Origin of the sequence: Pseudovibrio sp. Ad5, from assembly GCF_001623095.1 — a bacterium.
In the GTDB taxonomy this organism is placed as follows: domain Bacteria; phylum Pseudomonadota; class Alphaproteobacteria; order Rhizobiales; family Stappiaceae; genus Pseudovibrio.
Window position 1 is genome coordinate 1 of record NZ_LMCH01000019.1, and the last position, 19,006, is coordinate 19,006.

Genomic DNA, 19,006 nt, shown 5'->3' on the forward strand with positions numbered 1-19,006 from the left:
GACGATCCAGTTCCATCCTCATTCCAATATGACGATGTGCTTCTTTGGTGGGCACTGTTAGTATTACGATCAGAACCTGACGAAGCCGCTTCATCCAAATCATGATATAATTGATCTGTCGGATCGCTAGGAAGCGGTGGGCGAGAAACTATTGTTGGCGGTATTCCGGCATTCAGAGCATTAGGATCATGATATACGTTACCAACCTTCCCTAAAGATTTAGGTAAACCAATTGACACTGGAGTGCCTGCATTCAAAGCATTGGGATCTAAATAAAGGTTCCCGACCCCTCCTACTGGAGCAACGGCCTCCGGCAGGCCGATTGTCACCGGGATACCCGCATTAAATGTATTGGAGTGGGGAACAATACTAGGGGACTGATCTTCCCAAAGCGGAGAACCTACTGGGATGGTCAGGCTTGGATCCATAACATAGGTTATGTCACCATTAGGCAAAGGGACAGGCAGCCCACCAACAAGTTTTGTTGATATCGTAATGACTGAATGAGGATCAACCGCTAAACGACGCGTATTTTGAATATCATCTCTATTCAATTCTTCGAGATGATCATACAAAACCGGATGAGCTGCTGGATCTTCCAGATCTAAAGATAACGAAGATGCTCCGACGGAGGGGCTAAAGTTCTTGTGGCCTGCTAGATATCTATCGATCACATAAGTGCTGACAGTATTGCTAATCTCTCTAACTGATAGGTTCGGATAATAGCTGTCTTGTAAGTCTTTTGCGACGAGCTGGTCAGCATGTCCAGTAATATCTAAAATTCGGGCCAATGGGGCAGCGGACTTTATTGTTGCGAGAGCTGGAGATAAAGGAGCACTCAAGCTACTAGCATTGGGTAGCTGAAGCCCATCAGAAAGCCTAAATTTAGGTGTCATTGTTCATCCCCCTCCCCTAGTAATTTATGCGCAACTAAGCAATGTTTGAATCTAGGGCTTCTTAATATATTTCGTACTGGTTCAAGATATGAGTCCATCTTCAGAAGACAAACTAAGACAGAAATGGGTTTTTCATTGTCGATATATTTAAACTGAGATCCAAAACTATCGCCAAGGCCTTGAAAGACAGAAATTTCATCACACATTGCATCTTCTCGACAAAGAGACTGCAGAATCTCGCGTTTAACTTCGAAGAATAAGTGCGAATAAAGAACAGCTCTCTCTACATCACCAGATTCAGATAATGTAATTGTTATACGCCGACTAGCTAACTCTGCGGAGGAAAAGGCTGTGATTGGATTAGTGTATAATATTGTGCGAGCTGCTAACGCAGCTGCTCCAAGCGCAGTCTCTTTACCTGCAAAGATGTAGAGTTTTGTTAGGTATTCAGATGTCGGTAGATCGCTATTTTCTATCTGAAATACTGCAATTGAATTACAATTTATTGGCTTGACTATATCTTTTCCTTCTAGAAACTCTGAGTGTGCGCCACATTTAGGCACTTGGTCAAAGTTCTGGTGTTGGTTAAATACCTCTAGGCTTTCCTTTGCTTCTGGTGCAAATGCCCCCATTGAAAGAAAAGCTAGAAGGAAAAAACATAAACTCCGCATCGATTACCCTCATCAGCCAGACGTGTTTTTGCTTATTGAATCTATTTTGTTCTATGAAACTTCGTGCTCATATCGTTTCGGACACCCCATACCAAACACGCGCCACAAGCTTTTAACATGTAGAGAGCATAAAGAGTTCAAGCGACAAGAAAACTAAAAGCTGAGGATTGTTGATACTGGGACCACAGGTTTATTTCGCCCAGCATAATAGGCCAGAGTTCACCACAATGTACTCAGGCAAGAAAAGTACTATCATCCTTCAGTCATAATACTCCACCTTTCATCGCGTATCTCGGAGCCGCATGATGGTTTGTCGGCTTACGCCATGTTTTCTAGCAGTGGCTGAGATACTCAGACCACTGTCCAGTTCTAACAGCGCTTTCTCTTTTTGCTGAGATGACAAGCGCTGTGGCCTGCCGAGAGATTTACCCTCAGCCTTAGCCCGCTGCAGACCTGATTGCGTGCGCTCTACCAGAAGATCTCGCTCAAACTGGGCAACTGCATTGATCACATGCATGGTCATTTTGCCTGCAGAGCTGGCTAGATCAATCCCACCCAGAGCCAGACAGTGAACCCGAACACCCGCATCTGCCAACTGCTGCACTGTGGCGCTGACATCCATGGCATCGCGGCCAAGTCGGTCCAGCTTGGTGACCACTAGAACGTCTCCAATCTCCAGCCGGTCCATAAGATGAGTAAATCCTGGACGGCGAGACATGGGCATGGGGTTGTATTTGGCATTGATGAAGTTCATCGCTTCCCCCTGACGCGTAGTTGGGAAAAACTGCCCGTCACTGGACGAGGTCTGTCCTTTACCCCATGTTCTGCCATGGGAAGTTTGGATTGCGCTTGAAGCACGATGGCCAGAGCTTCGTTGATCCCCACACTTTTGGGTGCTCTCCTAAGTACTGCGAAGCGCAGATCCTATATTGCCAAAAGCAACGCATTGATCATAATGTCATTTCAATATAACATTATAGGCATTTATGTTCTCTAGAGGTAACATTATGGCTACTGCAGTCAAAATCCCCCGGGCAGCGCGCAAAGAGCTAATGACCCTCGGGGAAAACATTCGCATCGCGCGGCTGCGTCGAAAGCTGACGGCCGAGATCATCGCGCAGCGCGCCGGAACAACCCGGCAGACTGTGGCCAAGGTCGAGGATGGGGATCCAGCAGTCAAGATAGGCACCTATGCGGCGGTGTTACAGGCACTTGGCCTCCTGAAAGGGTGGGGGCAACTCGACGACCTAGTCGGTGACCAGATGTCTCTCGATGGGCTTCCCCAGCGGGCGAGGCTGAAGAATGGTTGAGATTTGGATCGATTGGAAGGGTTTGCACCGGATCGGCACGCTACACCGGACTGCGGGGCGGGGCCGGGAGCGGGTGTCCTTCACTTATCATGAAGACTGGCTCGCTTACGAAAATGCCTTTGGCTTGTCCCCGGAAATGCCGCTAGGCCCGGGGCAGTTCGTGCCAGAAGCAGGGCAGGACATGCTCGCGCCGCTTGGGGACTCCTCCCCAGACACGTGGGGCCGAACCGTCATGCGGCGCTATGAGGGGCGGATGGCCGAAGCGGAGGAACGACGTCCGAGGACGCTGCAAGAAACCGACTACCTCTTGGGCGTAAACGACGAGACCCGATTGGGCGCGCTAAGGTACAAGGTTGATGACGAGTTCCAAGCGCGTGAGGGGATAGGCGTGCCCGCGTTGCTCAGTCTCGGGGATCTGCTCCAAGCATCTCAGCGTGTTCTTCGTGGGGAAGAGACCGCCGAAGACCTCAGAATGCTCTTCGTTCCAGGAAGCTCTCTGGGCGGTGCACGGCCGAAGGCCAGTATCCTAGATCAGCACGGACGTCTTTCTGTAGCGAAATTTCCGAAGGAGACGGACAGCTACTGCGTCGAGCGTTGGGAAGCTATAACGATGGAGATAGCCCGGCGAGCCAAGATTTCAGTTGCAGATCACACCCTCGAAATGGCTGGCGACAAACCTGTCTTTTTGTCCCGCCGGTTTGATCGGAACGAAGAGGGCAGGATCCCGTTCATCTCGGCGATGGCCATGCTGAACGGGCGGGACGGGGAAAGCTACAGCTACCTAGACCTAGCTGACGTGATCACCTCGGAAAGCGTAACCCCGGACATGGATCGCGAGGAACTTTACAGGCGGGTCGCCTTTTCCATCCTTGTGACAAACCTCGATGACCACATGCGAAATCACGGATTTCTTCGCGGGAAGGGCGGCTGGCACCTCTCACCAGCATACGACATCAACCCGGTCCCGAACCAACCGCGCGTGCTCAAGAGCTACGTGAACGACGACAATCCAGATGCCAGCATCGAACTGCACCGTGCTCAGCACGAGGATTACCTCCTCGAGGTTAAAGATGCCGATCGCATCATTGCGGAAGTGGCCAAGGCCACAAAGACTTGGAGGGAAGTCGCTCATGCTTTAGGAGCACCAGAGCGGGAAATCAAGGAGATGGTATCAGCCTTCGAGCACGAGGAAACGGATTTGGTCTGGTAATCAAGGGCTAGAACAAGTTTAGCTCATAGACGTATGCTAAGCAGTTTATCTTTTATTATCAATAAAGTGTCCGAAAACGGTGGTTTGCGGACAGGGCCCCAATGCCTGTTCAAATATTATATTGACTGCATTATGGACAGGTTTATAGTTTCGGACATCTATTTTGGACGGAACTGCCTCTATGTCACGCACCTTTGCCTATGCACGTGTCTCCACAACCGGCCAGACCAACGAGAACCAGATCCAGGAGATCGAAGCTGCTGGGTTTGCGGTTAAGCCGCATCGCATCATCAGTGAGACCATATCTGGAAGCATGCCCATGTCTCGCCGTCCGGGATTTACTCGTCTTATGGACCGGCTGGAGATTGGAGACGTTCTGGTGGTCACCAAGCTGGATCGACTTGGCCGCGATGCCATGGATGTCAGCGCCACAGTGCAGCAATTGGCAGATGCGGACGTTCGGATTCACTGTCTGGCTCTGGGTGGGATTGATCTGGCCAGTTCCGCAGGCAAGATGACCATGCATGTGATCAATGCGGTGGCGCAGTTTGAACGCGATCTTCTAGTGGAGCGTACGCAATCAGGTCTGCGGCGGGCTAAGGCTGAGGGTAAATCTCTCGGCAGGCCACAGCGCTTGTCATCTCGGCAGAAACAAGAAGCCCTTCTGGATCTGGAGAACGGTATGAATATCTCAGCTACTGCCCGAAAACATGGCGTCAGCCGACAGACCATTATGCGGTTGAAGGATAGCAGCAATGCTGAAGATGAGTATGAGAAGTGAAATAATTTCACGCTAACAAGCATCAACTTCCAAACAGGGTCCAGTAAATCTTCTTTTAGAGCTGCGTTGCCTTGTGAGACAGCTTCTATGAAGATGAATAGCTTTTGATTTTCTTACCAGCCCCCCTGATATATGTTTCTGCGAGAAACGATAAATATATCCATGGGAATAAGAACAATATGGGTACGAATAGGCGAAGGTGATCGCAGTGCTGAGGGAAACTCAGAACGATACTTTTCTCAAGCAAACGAAATCAAAGATTGATGACGCTTTTAGCGTTCCCAAAATCCTATGACAGTCTTATCTCTCCGCTATGAGCAGCTTTAATGATGCCCCGTGAAAGTAAAATAGAAATGAATAAATGTGAAATAAGAATGCAATATGCAAGTATAGCAGGTGCCATATTTATGCCATTTTGCGCTTATTTTTTTGCTGTATACATTACATTTGATTCACTTAAGCATATTCAGCTCGTAGAGTCGTATACTATTACTTTCTTCCTGTTGTGGCTTGTTTTTTTTATCGTTGTTTCTCCAATAATTCTCGAGAAGTGCAATTTTCGCAATGTTTATGGGCTCGATGATAAATCAATAGTAATATCATCTATATCTTCTGTCGTAGGCTTTGCTTTCCCGCTATTCTATGATGGATATTATCCATTTAATGAATACATAATAGATGATCCCACGTTAATTACTTATGTAGTTATTTACATGGTGCATGCAACTACTTGGGCTATCGCTTCAATGTCTGCTTTTAGTATCTTGAGTTCCAAATAAAAGAGTTCAGAGGTTCCGAAATGAGTGGTTTTAAAGACAGCAAAGTTGGTGGCATCGATGGGGCCGGAACTGTTGGTGGCGCTATTTGGACAGTTCAAGACGAAGCTATTAAGCAAAACTGGCCGGGCACGACAACTTTCAATGTATTTGGAAAGTTAGGGGCGAGTACTTTTGTCGCTTTTGAAGCTATGGAAGTGGCTTCCGGGTTCGCACAAGACGGGGTAAAAGGAGGAGCTGTACAGGCTGCCGGAGCAGCATGGGGATGGGAGGCGGCTTCGAGAGCTATCCCGAGTGGAGTGTCCCTTGGCGCAAACTTAGGAAAAGTTGGTGGTGCTGCGGGCCAAGCTGTAGGCGGTGCTATCGTTGGTACCGTATATGGTGTTGTAGCAGGCTTTGGTATGGAAACTGCTGTCGAAGCTTTAGCGCCTGATGCTATTGATAGCAATGCGTACGCTTTACTTGCGTCAACCATGGCAGCCAAAGAAATATTAGACGTATATGCAGCACATATGTCATATACTGCAAAAAATATTGAAACTTACAACCCATTTACCGACTATATTTATGGTACGTTAGCAACAACTATTGCTTTATCTCGTGCTATTAAGGTGTTTGAAGATGCTTATTTTCCTGCGCCGGCTCCAAGTTCACCATTCTCTGATGCTGATGCTATCGAAAATCTTAGGGAGTTTGTCGATAATCTGGATAAATCTGCAGAAACCATAAAGGGGGTCGTGTCTACTGGCCTCGGTTATCAGCCCGGCAGCCAGTCGAGTGCTCAGCACTCCAATAATCAAGTCCCCTCAGTTCCCAATCTCTATGATCCATTAGGTTCAATCTATGATCTGCCAAAGAACCCGTCTTTTGATAATCATACCTCGTATGGTGGCGACGGTGGCAGCTCTTATGGTGACTCCGATGCTGGTGGTGGCACCGCCTCCTCAGGTTCAGACCAAAACACCAGTACTGCGCAGGAAAACTCTTCCTCAAGTGGAGCTTCAGATTACTTTGGTGGGGGCTATACTGGTGAGGGCTATAACGGGGTAGGCTCTGGCGGATACTCCAACAACTCCGGCAACAATTCTTCGGGACGCAATAACGAGAAATCAGGAAGACCCGAACCGAACTACGGTGGCTCTGATGGCGGAGATGATCACGGTCGTTCGGATGACCACAGCAGTAGTTATGGTGATTCCGATGCGGGTGGTGGTAGTTCAACTTCCGGTTCTCACTCCAGCCCTGATGATGTTGGCAGTGTAGACCGAGGCACATGTTTTGTTGCCGGTACGCTGATCCTGATGGCAGATGGCTCTGCCAAGCCGATTGAGCAGGTTGGTCTTGAAGATCAGGTGATGGCCTTTGATGGTCTTGGTGCGCTTGAGCCGTGCGAAGTTACTGATCTGTTTGTCCATGGCAAGAAGCAGGTTCTGGATGTAGATGGTGTGCAGGTCACCTCCGAGCATCCGTTCTTGCTGGCTGATGGCAGTTTCCGACCTGTTGCCGAGCTTCGGGTTGGAGATCAGATCGTTCGAGCTGATGGTTCGCTCCATACCATTGAACGGATTGCGGAAGTTGAAGGCCGTCATACGGTCTACAACTTCACAGTAGCCGAGCTGCACACTTATGTGGCCGCAGGCTTCAGGGTGCACAACAAGTTTGTTGATCCGGTTATTCTTGATCTTGATGGCAATGGCATTCAGGTGACGCGGCTGGATCAGTCGACCATCTTCATGGATGCAGGCGGGGATGGTCTGGAGCATCGCACGGCCTGGGCGGCCAGTGGCGATGGGGTGCTGTTTTATGATCCCGATGGCCGCGATGCCATCACCGAAAAACGCCAGTTTGTGTTCACCGAGTGGGATCCAACAGCCACCAGCGACATGGAAGCGCTGGCCTCTGTGTTTGACAGCAATGGCGATGGTGTCCTGAGTGCAGAGGATGCTGCCTTTGCCAAGTTCAAGCTGCTGGTGACCAATGCGGACGGGTCCACCAGCGTCAAAACATTGACCGAGCTTGGGATTACGCAGATCAACCTGACGGCGGATGCGACGAATATTGAGCTTAGCGATGGTTCTGTGATCGCCGGGCAAACCACCTTTACCTGGTCTGATGGAACCACAGGCACAGTGGGCGACATGAAGCTTGCTGCATCCGACATGGGTTATCGGGTGGAACAGGTAGAGAGTATTGATGGCGCTGGCGCACGCACGCTGATTGCGACGGCCTATGAGAGTGACGGCAGCAAGGCCTATGAAATCCACTCTGTCACCGATGCAGACGGACTTGTCCTCACCAACCGCTATGATGACAATGGGGATGGGGTCACGAACCGGATCCAGAGTATTGTAACGGTGGTTGGTTCTGATGGCAGCCGTACTCAAACAGAGAGCAATTTTGCTGGCAGCGATATAGCCAGTGCTGTCCTGCGCAGTCGCATTCAGACCACAACCAGCGCAGATGGGAACACCCTGACCATTGAACGCGATATGACAGGCGGTGGCTGGTTTGACCAACGCGAAGTGCGGGCGACGCAAAGTGACGGCAGCCAGGTCATTACCATCAGTGCTTTGGCTAAGGATGGATCTGTAATCACCTCTCGCAGCGAAACGGTCTCCAGCGATGGAACCGTGCGTGTTGATGGGCACGATCAGGATGGTGACGGGTCCGCTGATACCAACGAGACCCACAGTGTAACCGTAAACGGTGATGACAGCCGGTCCGAGACGATTGCGATTACCAATCAGGATGGCTCACTGCGCTCACACGTGAAAGAAGATGTCAGCGCAGATGGCCGCACAAAAGTGGTTGAGCGGGATCTGGACGGAGATGGTGACACGGACACCCGTGAAGAGCTGTCAATTACGGTTGCAGCAGATGGCCAGACGACCTCAGAACTCACCGTTAAGAATGGTGATGGTTCCCTGCGCAGTTCAACGACAACCGTTCAATCTGCTGATGCGCTGACCAGGACCACAACAGCGGATCAGGATGGCGATGGCGACATTGATCTGACCATCGTCGATACCACCACGATTGCCGCAGATGGCAGCCGTGAGCAGGTGGTTACGCAGACCAACGCGGACGGGTCTGTGCGCTCTATGACCCGGGAAACACTGGGCGCAGACAAGGTCAGCCAACAGACCTTTGTGGACCTCAACCAGAATGGGAGCCTTGAGGCAAACGAGGTTGTGTCTTCAGTCGTGTCCAGCTCTACAACTCAGGATCGAATTGCCACAAGCTGGACCCGTAATGCGGATGGTTCTGTGAACGCAAAGACGGTCGCCACCACCAGTGCCGACGGTCTGCGGACCACCACGCACACAGACCGTGACGGGGATGGTGATACGGATGTTTCTGTTCAAGACATCACCAGTACCGATGGAGGCGGCAACTCAACGCGAACCGTCACCACGCGCAATTCTGACGGCTCGCTGCGTTCTCAGGCAAAGGTCAGCACCAGTGCTGATGGTTTGAGTGTTACCACAACCACTGACGTAGATGGGGACGGTCAGATCGATGCCCGCACTGTTGAGGTTCTGGCAAAGGAATCCGATGGCGGTACACGTCAGACCCGTTCAGACTATGCCGGTGATGGCAGCCTGATCTCAAAACAGGTCGTGGACGAAAGCGCAGACCGGCGCGTGAAGACCACCAGAACTGATCTGGATGGCGATGGCAATAATGATGCAGTTTCCATTCGCACGGAACAGACAGACGGTTCCGTCAGCCTTCAGGAAACCTCTTATGCCAATGATGGCACGGCGCTTGGACAAACACTGACCACCAGCAGTGCCAATGGTCTGACCACAAGCGTTGCAAGAGATCTGGATGGTGATTTATCTGCCGATGTGACGGTTACAAGTGTAACAACACTGAATGCAGATGGCAGCAAAACCACCGTACAGGAAACCCGCAATGCAGATGGCTCTTTGCGCAGCCAAAGCACGCTAAGCGTCAGTGATGACAGACTTCAGAGCGTCACGCAAACGGATGATGATGGTGATGGTACTTTTGAGCGCAGTGTTCAGGACACCACTGTGCTTAAAGCAGATGGCAGCACCGTTCGCACGTCTGAAACCCGCTCTGATAATGGATCGCTCCTGAGCCGCACACAGGCGACCCTCAGCGATGATGAGTTAAGCTCTGTTGTTAAAACAGATGCGGATGGTGATGGCACCTACGACCTTATCAAAACAACAGTAGCAGAGCTTCAGGCAGATGGGTCCCTTGTCACCACAGTTGAGCTGCGCGACGGTTCTGGTGCGCTGCGCACTCGTTCTGTTGAAACAGTCTCAGACAATGAACGCTACCGTTCAAGCGAAGTCGATGTGAATGGTGATGGTCAGGCTGATCAGATCACCACACAAACGATTGCAGAGGATGGTGTTGCTAAGAGCGTAACCCAGCAGTTAGCCGCAGATGGATCTGTACAAAGTCAGAACCGGACTGAGACCAGTGCCAATGGCCTGAAGAGTATTACTCAAACAGACCGGGATGGTGATGGTGTTTATGAGAGCGCCTCACAAACAGATCGCAGCCTGAATGCCGATGGTTCCCAGACCAGCATCACGACCCATAAAGGGCAGGATGGTACGTTTTGGAGCCGCAGCTTTGTCACACAAAGCGATGATGGGCTATCCTCTATGCGCCTGGACGACAGGGATGGAGATGGTCAAAACGACCGTTCACAGACCTCGACAACCATCCTTGCAGCAGATGGCGGCCAAAGCACACTTACCAATGTGACGTCCTTTGATGGTTCACTGCTGTCCAGAACGCTGGACAGTGTCAGTGGAGATGGCCGGCTCCGCATGCATCAGGTCGATGTTGATGGCAATGGTCATCACGATGAGGTGAGTACAACAACGCTCAGAGATGATGGTGGTACGGTCACAACAACTTCCACTTATTCTGACAATGGCACTTTGCTCTCCAAGATGGCCAAAACGCAAAATGGTAATGGTCTGGAGACCTCCTTTAATCTGGATCTGGATGGAGATGGGGCTACGGACCGCACTCTGGATGATGTCACTGCCTATGCAGCTGATGGAACACAGACCCGCACCGTGACCCACCAAAATAGTCAAGGTGGTTTGCTGGCGCGGGAAAGCTCTCAGATTTCTGGTGATGGACTGACGCAAACCTCGCTTATAGATCGCAATGGGGATGGGGCCTATGAGAGACAGACCACACAGGTAACCACCTTCTCCAATGACGGCACAGTCGCGACAGCTTCAACCACCAAGGACGCCAGTGGTACGACGACCAGCAGCTCTACTGAAACAACCAGTGGGGATGGACTGGAGGTTACACAGAGTACGGACTTTGATGGCGACGGCAGCACCAATCGCACAGCACACCTTGTGCGCGGTGCCTCTGGGGGCAGCACCTCTAGTGTGTCTCTTCTTGCTGACAATGCAGATGTGCTGCGCACAACAAAGACGGTGATCAGTGCAGATGAGCGTACCAAAACAACCAGTGTTGATCTGGATGGAGATGGTGACATCGATCAGAAGATTGTCACTCACATTGATCTGAGCAAGACTGAGACCACCACTTACACCGAACTTGCTGAAGACGGATCAACAGCTTCTTCTGTAACCCGGACTATGTCGGCCAATGGCACAGAGCAAAGCTATGCATTTGATTTGGATGGCGATGGTACAGCAGAGATCACCCGAACAACCACCATCTCTTTTGATGCCTCTGGCAATCAGATCCGAGTGTTTGAGGAAAAATATGCAGAAGACCTGCGCCATTCCAGCACAACCATAACATCGGCCAATGGCTTGACGTCGACCACCAGCATCGACTCTGACGGGGATGGTGAGATTGATGTAACAGTCACTGATGAAACAGTCTTGCATTCTGATGGCAGCTCCACCTTCACCAGCGCGGATCGCTATGAAGATGGAACGCTGCGTTCAAGCTATAAGCAGACCACCAGTTCTGATGGCAGAACCATCTCAAAGACCTATGACTTTGATGGAGATGGCAGGAAAGACAAGACAGAAGTCACCAAGACGCTGGCAGATGGCAGCCAAACCCTAACCGAGACTGGATATGCCAAGAATGGCAGCGTCTTTAAGACAGCGGTGACCTCAACTTCTTCTGATGGACTGACCTCGACGATTGTGCGTGATGGTGTAACTCAAACCATCTCACGTTCAGTACTGAATGATGGCAGCTACACTTGGGATAACGGCGTTGCTGCCTCAGCCAGCGATACAAACATCAAAGTGAGTCACACTATTGATAGCCATGGCATGGAAACCTGGCAGATCAGCGAGACCATATCAGGATCGACAACAACAACGGTTCACCGTCTGGATGAGCAAGCTAAGGCCAGGATGCTTTATGAGGCCGCTCAGGTTTATGACAGTGTGCTGGATCGGGAGATGAACACATCTGAAATTGAGGTCCTTATTCGCTATCTTGAGGATGGCCAGCTGGATGCAATTGCTCTGGCAGAAGCTCTTTTGACCTCTGATGAGTATCAAACCCGCTATGGCACGTTAAGCAATGCTGGGTTTGTCGCAAGAGCCTTCCAAAATACCCTTGGCCGTACGCCGGAACTGGCTGAGCTGAGTGAGTATCTGGATGAGATGACTTTTGGAACGCTCACACGTGCGCAGCTTTTGGCCGATCTTGCTCTGTCTGTTGAACATCAGGTGACTGGAAATGGCCATAGTGCAACTGAAAATCCAGATGTCTTCCTGCTTCCGGTTCGACAAGAGAAAGACCTGACTGCATCCTTTGGCGTGGAAGGGCTGAACATCTCCACCAACGACATGAGAGTGCTCATTGGAGATGATACCGATGACACCATTCATGTCTCAACTCAAGAGGCGACCTTTGGCGGCAAGGGTGATGACACCATCACAGGCAGTGACAAAAATGACATCCTGCTTGGCGGTGAGGGAAATGACACCCTAAAAGCCGAAAATGGGAATGACACTCTGGCTGGTGGTAAGGGAGATGACCTCCTTGAAGGCGGCAAAGGCGCAGACGCCTATCTCTTCAGCAGAGGGGATGGCAAAGACACAATCAAGGATGCAAGCGGTGAACCGTCCACTTCAGGGACCGTTTTCGGAGTTTCTGTATTTTCTGGCTTTACCTCCAGAGGATCTTCGTCCGGGAGAACTTTATTTACCCCCTCTCAGGCAGAAATTGCTACTGATGTAATACGCTTAAGCGATGACATTGAGCTTGAAGACATCACCTTGAAAAGAAGTGGTGATGATCTGCTGATCTATATCTTGCCAAGCGATAATCAGGATCAACCTCTCAGTGAGGTGGAAAATGTTATTCGGATTAAGGATTGGGATAAAGCCTCCTACCGGATTGAAAGCTTGCAATTTGCCTCAGGCGTCTCAGTACCACTATCTCGTTTTTCGAGTAGCTTCCGGAAAGCTGCTGAGGGCGCTACTGTCTCAGCCTCAAGTGGGCATGATTGGATTGAAGGGGCAGCTGGAAATGAGACCCTCAAAGGCAAGGATGGCAGTGACTTCCTGATTGGCCGCGAGGGCAATGACACGCTTGAGGGCGGAGATGGTTATGACAGCCTCTTTGGTGGCGAAGGCAATGACACGCTCAGGGGTGGTGGTCATAATGATCTTCTGGTTGGAGGCGTTGGAGATGACAACCTGCAAGGCGGCACAGGAGATGACACTTACATCTATTCCCACGGAGATGGCAAAGACACCATCTACGATTACGGTGGTACGAACGACCTCCTCATCCTGACGGACCTCAAGCTCGATGAGATCACACTACGCACTGAAGGCAAAGATCTGGTCATCTATGTGCTGGACCCAGATAATCCAGATGCTGCTCTTGCCGATCTCTCCGACAGCATTCGTATCAAAAACTGGAATACGAAGACAACGTATACTGTTGGCAACCTTTTTGGAGGAGGTGGATCTTCCAGTGCTCAAGCGAGTCCGTTTGGTTTACCTGAGTATGCTAACCGCATCGATACATTGAGATTTGCTGATGGATATGAGTTAGAACTTGGAGAAATCAAGAAAATAATTGAAAATCAGACCATTAAAGGCGGTAGTGGCAAAGATTTATTGATCGCAAGAGATGGGAATGATGTGATCGAAGGTGGTGCTAGCGATGACACTTACGTCTTCATGCGCGGCTTTGGTCACGATACCATACTTGATACTTCCGGCAGTATGGACAAAATCCAGTTTGCAGATGGTATCACGCTTGCTGATCTAAAGATGAGGAATGAGAACGGTGATCTTCAGATCTATCTGATGGATGCGGAAAACCGGGACCAACCTCTCAATGAAATTGCTGACGTTCTCACGATCAAGAATTGGACAAACACTACTTCACCAATCAAGCGCTTTGAGTTCGCTGATGGAAGTGTGGTGAGCAAAATTGAGATCTGCGATGATGGTCGGTTGAAGCTATATGGGGAAACTGGAGCTTATGTTGTTGGCTCTGATGAAGATGACTTCATTTATGGGACCACTGGTGCAGATGTTTTAAGCGCAGGCCGAGGAGCTGATGATTGGCAGCATCTATACGGGTATAGTGGTGATGACACCTACCTGTATGGTTTTGGTGGTGGCAATGCGATGATTAGTGCTAGCGAAGGTGCTAATGATGGTACTGACATTGTTAGGTTCACTGACCTCAACCTGTCTGATTTCACTATCGACACGCAACAATATAGCGATAGCAATGGCTTAGTTTTGAAGTTCCAATGGAATAAGAATGGAGAACAAGGCCAGCTGCGTATCGCCAACATGGGCCAGCACATCGAGCGCTTTGAGTTCGCTGATGGAACCATATTGAGCAGTATTGAGCTTCTTGAAAGCGGCCAGCTAAAGCTTCGCGGTTTTGCTGACCAAGACAATGTTATCCTTGGCTCCGCCTACGATGACTTCGTCAATGGCAGTGATGGTAACGATACATTGAGTGCTGGATTAGGTGCCGGAGGGTGGCAGCACATTGCTGGATTTAGCGGCAATGATACTTATCTTTATGGCAAAGGGCATGGGGCTGTTCTGATCAATGCTCATGAAGGTGAAGGGGATGGAACCGACACGGTTCGTTTTACAGATCTTTCACTGAGTGACCTTCGGATAGGAACACATGAGTACAGCTCGACAAGCGCTCAGGGCACTGCTCTGAAGTTTGGTTGGTCTGATGGAGGTGACAGTGGGCAGCTGCGTATCGCCAACATGGGCCAGCACATTGAGCGCTTTGAGTTTGCTGATGGGACTGTGGTTAGCAAGATTGTTGCCCGTGATGACGGTCGAGTAGAGCTCCATGGGACTGATGGGGACGACATAATCAAAGGTGGTTCTGCGAGCAATCTGATTTATGCTGGCGATGGCAACGATACTCTGGATGCTGGTGGGCATACTGAACATTGGCAGCACTTACGCGGTCAGGAAGGCGACGACACCTATCTGATTGGGGCTGATGATGGTGTGGTCGCAATTACCCAAAGTGGAGAATGGTCAGGTAGTGGCACGGATACTGTTCGCTTTAAGGATCTGTCCCTCAAAGACCTGCAGCTTAGTTCCTATACCCACGAAAATTATGGCGAGATCTTAAAACTAACATGGAACAAGGATGGGCAGATTGGTTCCCTGCACCTGTCTGATATGGGCCAGCACATCGAGCACTTTGAGTTTGCTGATGGGACTGTACTTGATAAAATTGAGATCCGTGATGATGGACGCCTAAAGTTATTTGGAGCAGATGCAGCTAGCGGAGCTTATGTTATTGGCTCTGATGAAGATGACTTCATTTATGGAACCACAGGCGCTGATGTTTTGAGCGCAGGCCGAGGAGCTGATGATTGGCAGCATCTATTCGGGTATAGCGGTGATGATACCTACCTGTATGGTTTTGGTGGCGGCAATACGATGATTAGTGCTAGCGAAGGAGCGAATGACGGCACTGACATTGTTAGGTTCACTGACCTCAATCTGTCTGATTTCACTATCGGCACGCAACAATATAGCGATAGTAATGGCTTAGTTCTGAAGTTCCAATGGAATAAGAATGGAGAACAAGGCCAATTGCGCGTTGCTCAAATGGGTGAATATATCGAACGTTTTGAGTTTGCTGACGGGACTGTGGTTGGTAAAATCGTTGCCCGTGATGATGGACGGTTGGAGCTCTATGGGACTGATGGGGACGACATAATCAAAGGTGGTTCTGCAAGCAGTCTGATTTATGCTGGGAAGGGTAACGATACGCTTGAAGCTGGTAGCTACGGAGGCTGGTGGCAGCACCTGAAAGGGCAAGAAGGCGATGACACCTATATCTACAAGCAGGAAAACCAGGTTGTTGCACTGACTTCATCAGCAGAAAAATCTGGCTGGGGGGATGATCGTATTGTCTTTAAAGATCTTTCTTTGAGCGATGTATCCGTTCAAATACAAGATAATGAGTCTTACGGTCAGATGCTTCAGTTTGCATGGTCCCAAGGTGATCTAAATGGATCACTGCTTGTTGCTGATCTCGGTGAGCATATCGAGCGTTTTGAATTTGCCGATGGCAGTGTGTTTAGCAAAATCGCTGTTCGTGATGATGGGCGAGTAGAACTTTATGGTGTTGGCCAAGTTTATGGCTCTGCTGCTTCCGATGTTATCTATGGATCCCATCATTTACATGAAAATCCAGAAGGACTTCTAGGAAACGACGAGCTACATGGCCGTGCTGGCAATGACAAGATCATTGGTGATTATGCTGCAATTACCGACCCTTATAGAAGGTCGATCACAGCGAACCATCGAGCTATTACAGAATCAAAGGATAAACTCTATGGTGGCGAAGGGGATGATATTCTAGATGGTGGGCTTTATGACGATGAGTTGTATGGTGGAGTTGGCAACGACATCCTGATCGGTGGAAGTGGAGATGATGTCTTGAATGGCGGTTCTGGAGTTGATACTGCAGACTATCGGGGGCACTCAGACGGCATCCAAGTTAATCTAGCAGAAACAACATATTCTGGATCAGCTGATGGTGACACTCTAACAAGCGTAGAGAACATTCGTGGTACCTATCTAGATGATGTCATTATCGGGGATAATCAGGATAATGTAATCACCGGTTTTGGTGGTAATGACACTCTTACCGGTGGTGCAGGGAATGATACTTTGATTGGATCTGCCACAATCGATGGTGCTCAGCTTGCTGGTGGGCCTGGTGTTAATGGTCCCATTGCCTACCACGGTGGCAATGACACATTGACCGGCGGCATCGGCTCTGATGTCTTCGTGTTTGGCGGCACCCGTTTTGGTAATGACACTATCACCGACTTTGTAGTAGGTGCTGGTTCCAGCGATACGATCTGGTTCGACAGCGAGGTTTTTGCAGACTTCGATGCCGTAGTTGCTGCGGCAAGCGATGAGGGAAGTAGTGTTGTGATCAAACTCGATGACTACAACTCAGTTACTTTGAATAATGTGTCAAAGTCAGAACTTCACGCTGATGATTTCCAGTTTGTCTAGTTGAGTAAAGGCTACGCTCGTCTTAGTTGCATGAGCGTAGCTTCGTTTCCTTCAAAACCAGTTTTACCATCTTCGGGTCCTTCTCAGCCCTTCGTCGTCTTACGGGGAGTTCAGCAGGGCAGGGCTTGCGCTTGTGTGGGGTTTGCGGAGGCTTGGTGTTTATGTTCATGTTGTTGTTCTCATGTTCTAACCCCGCTAATTCTATGGGTTTATAGGATTTTTCACCTTCATCTCATTGACAGTTTAAACAATCCATCGCATGGTTCTTGCGGGGCTTCGAAACCTCGTAGAGCGGTCACCGCTGCCGTTTTGTTTGGCGGTTTTTTTGTGTCTGAAGTTAGGTCTTCAAACGCAAACTCTCGCTTATGGGCGGGAGGGCGGTGAATACAATACCCTTTGCGGGGGAATAAACCCGCCTGACTCTACCAGGTTTCGAACCTCCCGCTCGCCAGTGGGTTGTCGAAAGTCTTCTGCTGAGCGGTTTGTTCAACTAGCCAGTAGAGAGGGCTTACTGATGACTGACACTGGAAAAGAGAAAAGTGCCCATACGTCCCTTCGCAATGAAGTGGATCAGCTTCGCTTATCAAGCAATCACCTCAAAAACCTAGTCTATTCAATGAGCGTGGTGATGAGTGAACGAATGGAGCACACGCAGGAGTATGAAGCGTTACTGACGCTGTTTGATACTGTGCGCAATCACATCAATGATGTGCAGGAAAGCGGTGAGAAGATTTCAGAGCTGCTTGATCCCTGTGCACTGGAAATCTCTAAAAGCAAGTAAGTTGGAATGATGAGAGGCTTGCCTCTTAAGGAATATTCTGGCTTGGGAAGCGTGAGCTTCTCAGGCCTTTTTAGCATGTGGCTGTTGAGGTAACCAAAGCACTGAGAAGGGCATTCAATGATGGAGTGTTGCTTGGCTACGCCCTAATCGTTGCCTTTTTTTGCAACTTCCTCTTTCAAGAACCAATGGCCTGTCTCTCCGTCATATTTTAAGAGTTTCTGAGACAAGACCTTTCTCTTTGAGGTCTTACAAAGAACCTCAAAGAGTGGGTCTGATACTGAGATAAACTTGGATGTTTGATTGAGTATCTGCATTGCTGCTGCTTTTGCGCTAGATGATACTGATTGAAGCTCGCCTGTATTATTATTTGTATATTTATCTTTATTTCGTGGTGCTCTGACGTCACCCTTTAACTGCTCATTTTGGCACGTTTTTTGGTCTTTTTTGTCACTGCAACGATGTTTGCTCAGAGAGTTTGGTGCTACCACAGGTGCTTTGCTGTCACTCTTTTCTTCCCCAGCATGACAAAATGCATAGAGATTGCTTTGCCCGCGCCCACGTGCACGTTGGGCTTTGAGGTATCCGGCTTGTTCTAGTTTTTTTAGAGCTCGGATCACAGTTCTTCTGCTGGTGCCTGCATCCTCTTCAAGGCGAGAGATACTTGGCCAGGCATCTCCAATCTTAGTGTTAAAATAGTCGCACAGCGCGATCCCCACGACCTTTTCCGATGCTGAGAAGTTATGATCCCGGCACAGCTTGCTAATCCAAACAGCTTTGTCGCTGTATTGGATGGCTAGGCTGTTACAATGCTGTATCTTACCAGTTGAGCCACCCATCATTTCCTCCCCCACTTCAGCAGGCGAGAAACCTTTGACAAAATTCGCCCAGTTATTTGACGTTTAAATAGCGGTTTGACGTTTTTTACGGATCTAAGCCATTGAAAATTATACAAGAGTTCAGGATTGAAAATCCGCGTGTCGGTGGTTCGAATCCGCCTCCGGGCACCACTTATCTTGTTGAAATTACTAGATAATAAACTGAGTATTCGCTCAGCTTTCTCAAGGTTTGACACTTTTTTTTGGTGAG

Annotated in this window: 10 protein-coding genes and 2 pseudogenes; 6 read left to right on the forward strand and 6 right to left on the reverse strand. The window is 49.5% G+C overall.

Features of this window, described 5'->3' with window-relative positions:
* The 4 genes and pseudogenes from PsAD5_RS11460 to PsAD5_RS28030 all read right to left on the reverse strand — a co-directional run.
* A partial coding sequence (locus PsAD5_RS11460) for a hypothetical protein (RefSeq protein WP_153041370.1) occupies positions 1 to 896 on the reverse strand: 896 nt, incomplete at its 3' end.
* Positions 893 to 1,567, reverse strand: coding sequence for a hypothetical protein (locus PsAD5_RS11465; RefSeq protein WP_063292203.1), 675 nt, complete (start codon positions 1,565 to 1,567; stop codon positions 893 to 895). The genes PsAD5_RS11465 and PsAD5_RS11460, both read right to left, overlap by 4 nt.
* Positions 1,568 to 1,847: 280 nt before the next feature.
* Positions 1,848 to 2,255 (reverse strand): recombinase family protein, encoded by a 408-nt coding sequence (locus PsAD5_RS11470; RefSeq protein WP_446737483.1) that lies wholly within the window; start codon positions 2,253 to 2,255, stop codon positions 1,848 to 1,850.
* A pseudogene (locus tag PsAD5_RS28030) lies at positions 2,247 to 2,458 on the reverse strand (Tn3 family transposase); the annotation flags it as partial. The pseudogene PsAD5_RS28030 and the gene PsAD5_RS11470, both read right to left, overlap by 9 nt.
* 116 nt (positions 2,459 to 2,574) lie before the next feature.
* Between PsAD5_RS28030 and PsAD5_RS11475 the strand changes: the two are divergent.
* From PsAD5_RS11475 to PsAD5_RS11500, 6 genes and pseudogenes are all read left to right on the forward strand, one after another.
* On the forward strand, positions 2,575 to 2,877 hold the full coding sequence (locus tag PsAD5_RS11475) for a helix-turn-helix domain-containing protein (protein ID WP_063292204.1): 303 nt from the start codon (positions 2,575 to 2,577) through the stop codon (positions 2,875 to 2,877).
* Positions 2,870 to 3,109, forward strand: a pseudogene (locus tag PsAD5_RS28495) (HipA N-terminal domain-containing protein); the annotation flags it as partial. The gene PsAD5_RS11475 and the pseudogene PsAD5_RS28495, both read left to right, overlap by 8 nt.
* 21 nt (positions 3,110 to 3,130) lie before the next feature.
* Positions 3,131 to 4,087, forward strand: a complete 957-nt coding sequence (locus tag PsAD5_RS11480; RefSeq protein WP_244272079.1) for a type II toxin-antitoxin system HipA family toxin — start codon at positions 3,131 to 3,133, stop codon at positions 4,085 to 4,087.
* A gap of 181 nt (positions 4,088 to 4,268) precedes the next feature.
* Positions 4,269 to 4,868: a recombinase family protein gene (locus PsAD5_RS11485; protein ID WP_063292206.1), complete on the forward strand. Its 600-nt coding sequence runs from the start codon at positions 4,269 to 4,271 to the stop codon at positions 4,866 to 4,868.
* A 799-nt stretch (positions 4,869 to 5,667) separates the two neighbouring features.
* Positions 5,668 to 17,139 (forward strand): DUF4214 domain-containing protein, encoded by an 11,472-nt coding sequence (locus PsAD5_RS11495; protein WP_063292208.1) that lies wholly within the window; start codon positions 5,668 to 5,670, stop codon positions 17,137 to 17,139.
* Between the two features lie 514 nt (positions 17,140 to 17,653).
* On the forward strand, positions 17,654 to 17,920 hold the full coding sequence (locus PsAD5_RS11500) for a hypothetical protein (RefSeq protein ID WP_063292209.1): 267 nt from the start codon (positions 17,654 to 17,656) through the stop codon (positions 17,918 to 17,920).
* A 143-nt stretch (positions 17,921 to 18,063) separates the two neighbouring features.
* Here PsAD5_RS11500 and PsAD5_RS11505 read toward each other — a convergent pair whose 3' ends face one another.
* Positions 18,064 to 18,756: a helix-turn-helix domain-containing protein gene (locus tag PsAD5_RS11505; RefSeq protein WP_063292210.1), complete on the reverse strand. Its 693-nt coding sequence runs from the start codon at positions 18,754 to 18,756 to the stop codon at positions 18,064 to 18,066.
* On the reverse strand, positions 18,756 to 19,006 hold a 251-nt coding region (locus tag PsAD5_RS28140), incomplete at its 5' end, for a hypothetical protein (RefSeq protein WP_206599728.1). The genes PsAD5_RS28140 and PsAD5_RS11505, both read right to left, overlap by 1 nt.

What these genes read in the sequence shown, in the direction of transcription:
- PsAD5_RS11465 (WP_063292203.1), bottom strand. Translation starts at nt 1,567, where the DNA reads ATGCGGAGTTTATGTTTTTTCCTTCTAGCTTTTCTTTCAATGGGGGCA.
- PsAD5_RS11470 (WP_446737483.1), bottom strand. Translation starts at nt 2,255, where the DNA reads ATGGACCGGCTGGAGATTGGAGACGTTCTAGTGGTCACCAAGCTGGAC.
- PsAD5_RS11475 (WP_063292204.1), top strand. Translation starts at nt 2,575, where the DNA reads ATGGCTACTGCAGTCAAAATCCCCCGGGCAGCGCGCAAAGAGCTAATG.
- PsAD5_RS11480 (WP_244272079.1), top strand. Translation starts at nt 3,131, where the DNA reads ATGGCCGAAGCGGAGGAACGACGTCCGAGGACGCTGCAAGAAACCGAC.
- PsAD5_RS11485 (WP_063292206.1), top strand. Translation starts at nt 4,269, where the DNA reads ATGTCACGCACCTTTGCCTATGCACGTGTCTCCACAACCGGCCAGACC.
- PsAD5_RS11495 (WP_063292208.1), top strand. Translation starts at nt 5,668, where the DNA reads ATGAGTGGTTTTAAAGACAGCAAAGTTGGTGGCATCGATGGGGCCGGA.
- PsAD5_RS11500 (WP_063292209.1), top strand. Translation starts at nt 17,654, where the DNA reads ATGACTGACACTGGAAAAGAGAAAAGTGCCCATACGTCCCTTCGCAAT.
- PsAD5_RS11505 (WP_063292210.1), bottom strand. Translation starts at nt 18,756, where the DNA reads ATGGGTGGCTCAACTGGTAAGATACAGCATTGTAACAGCCTAGCCATC.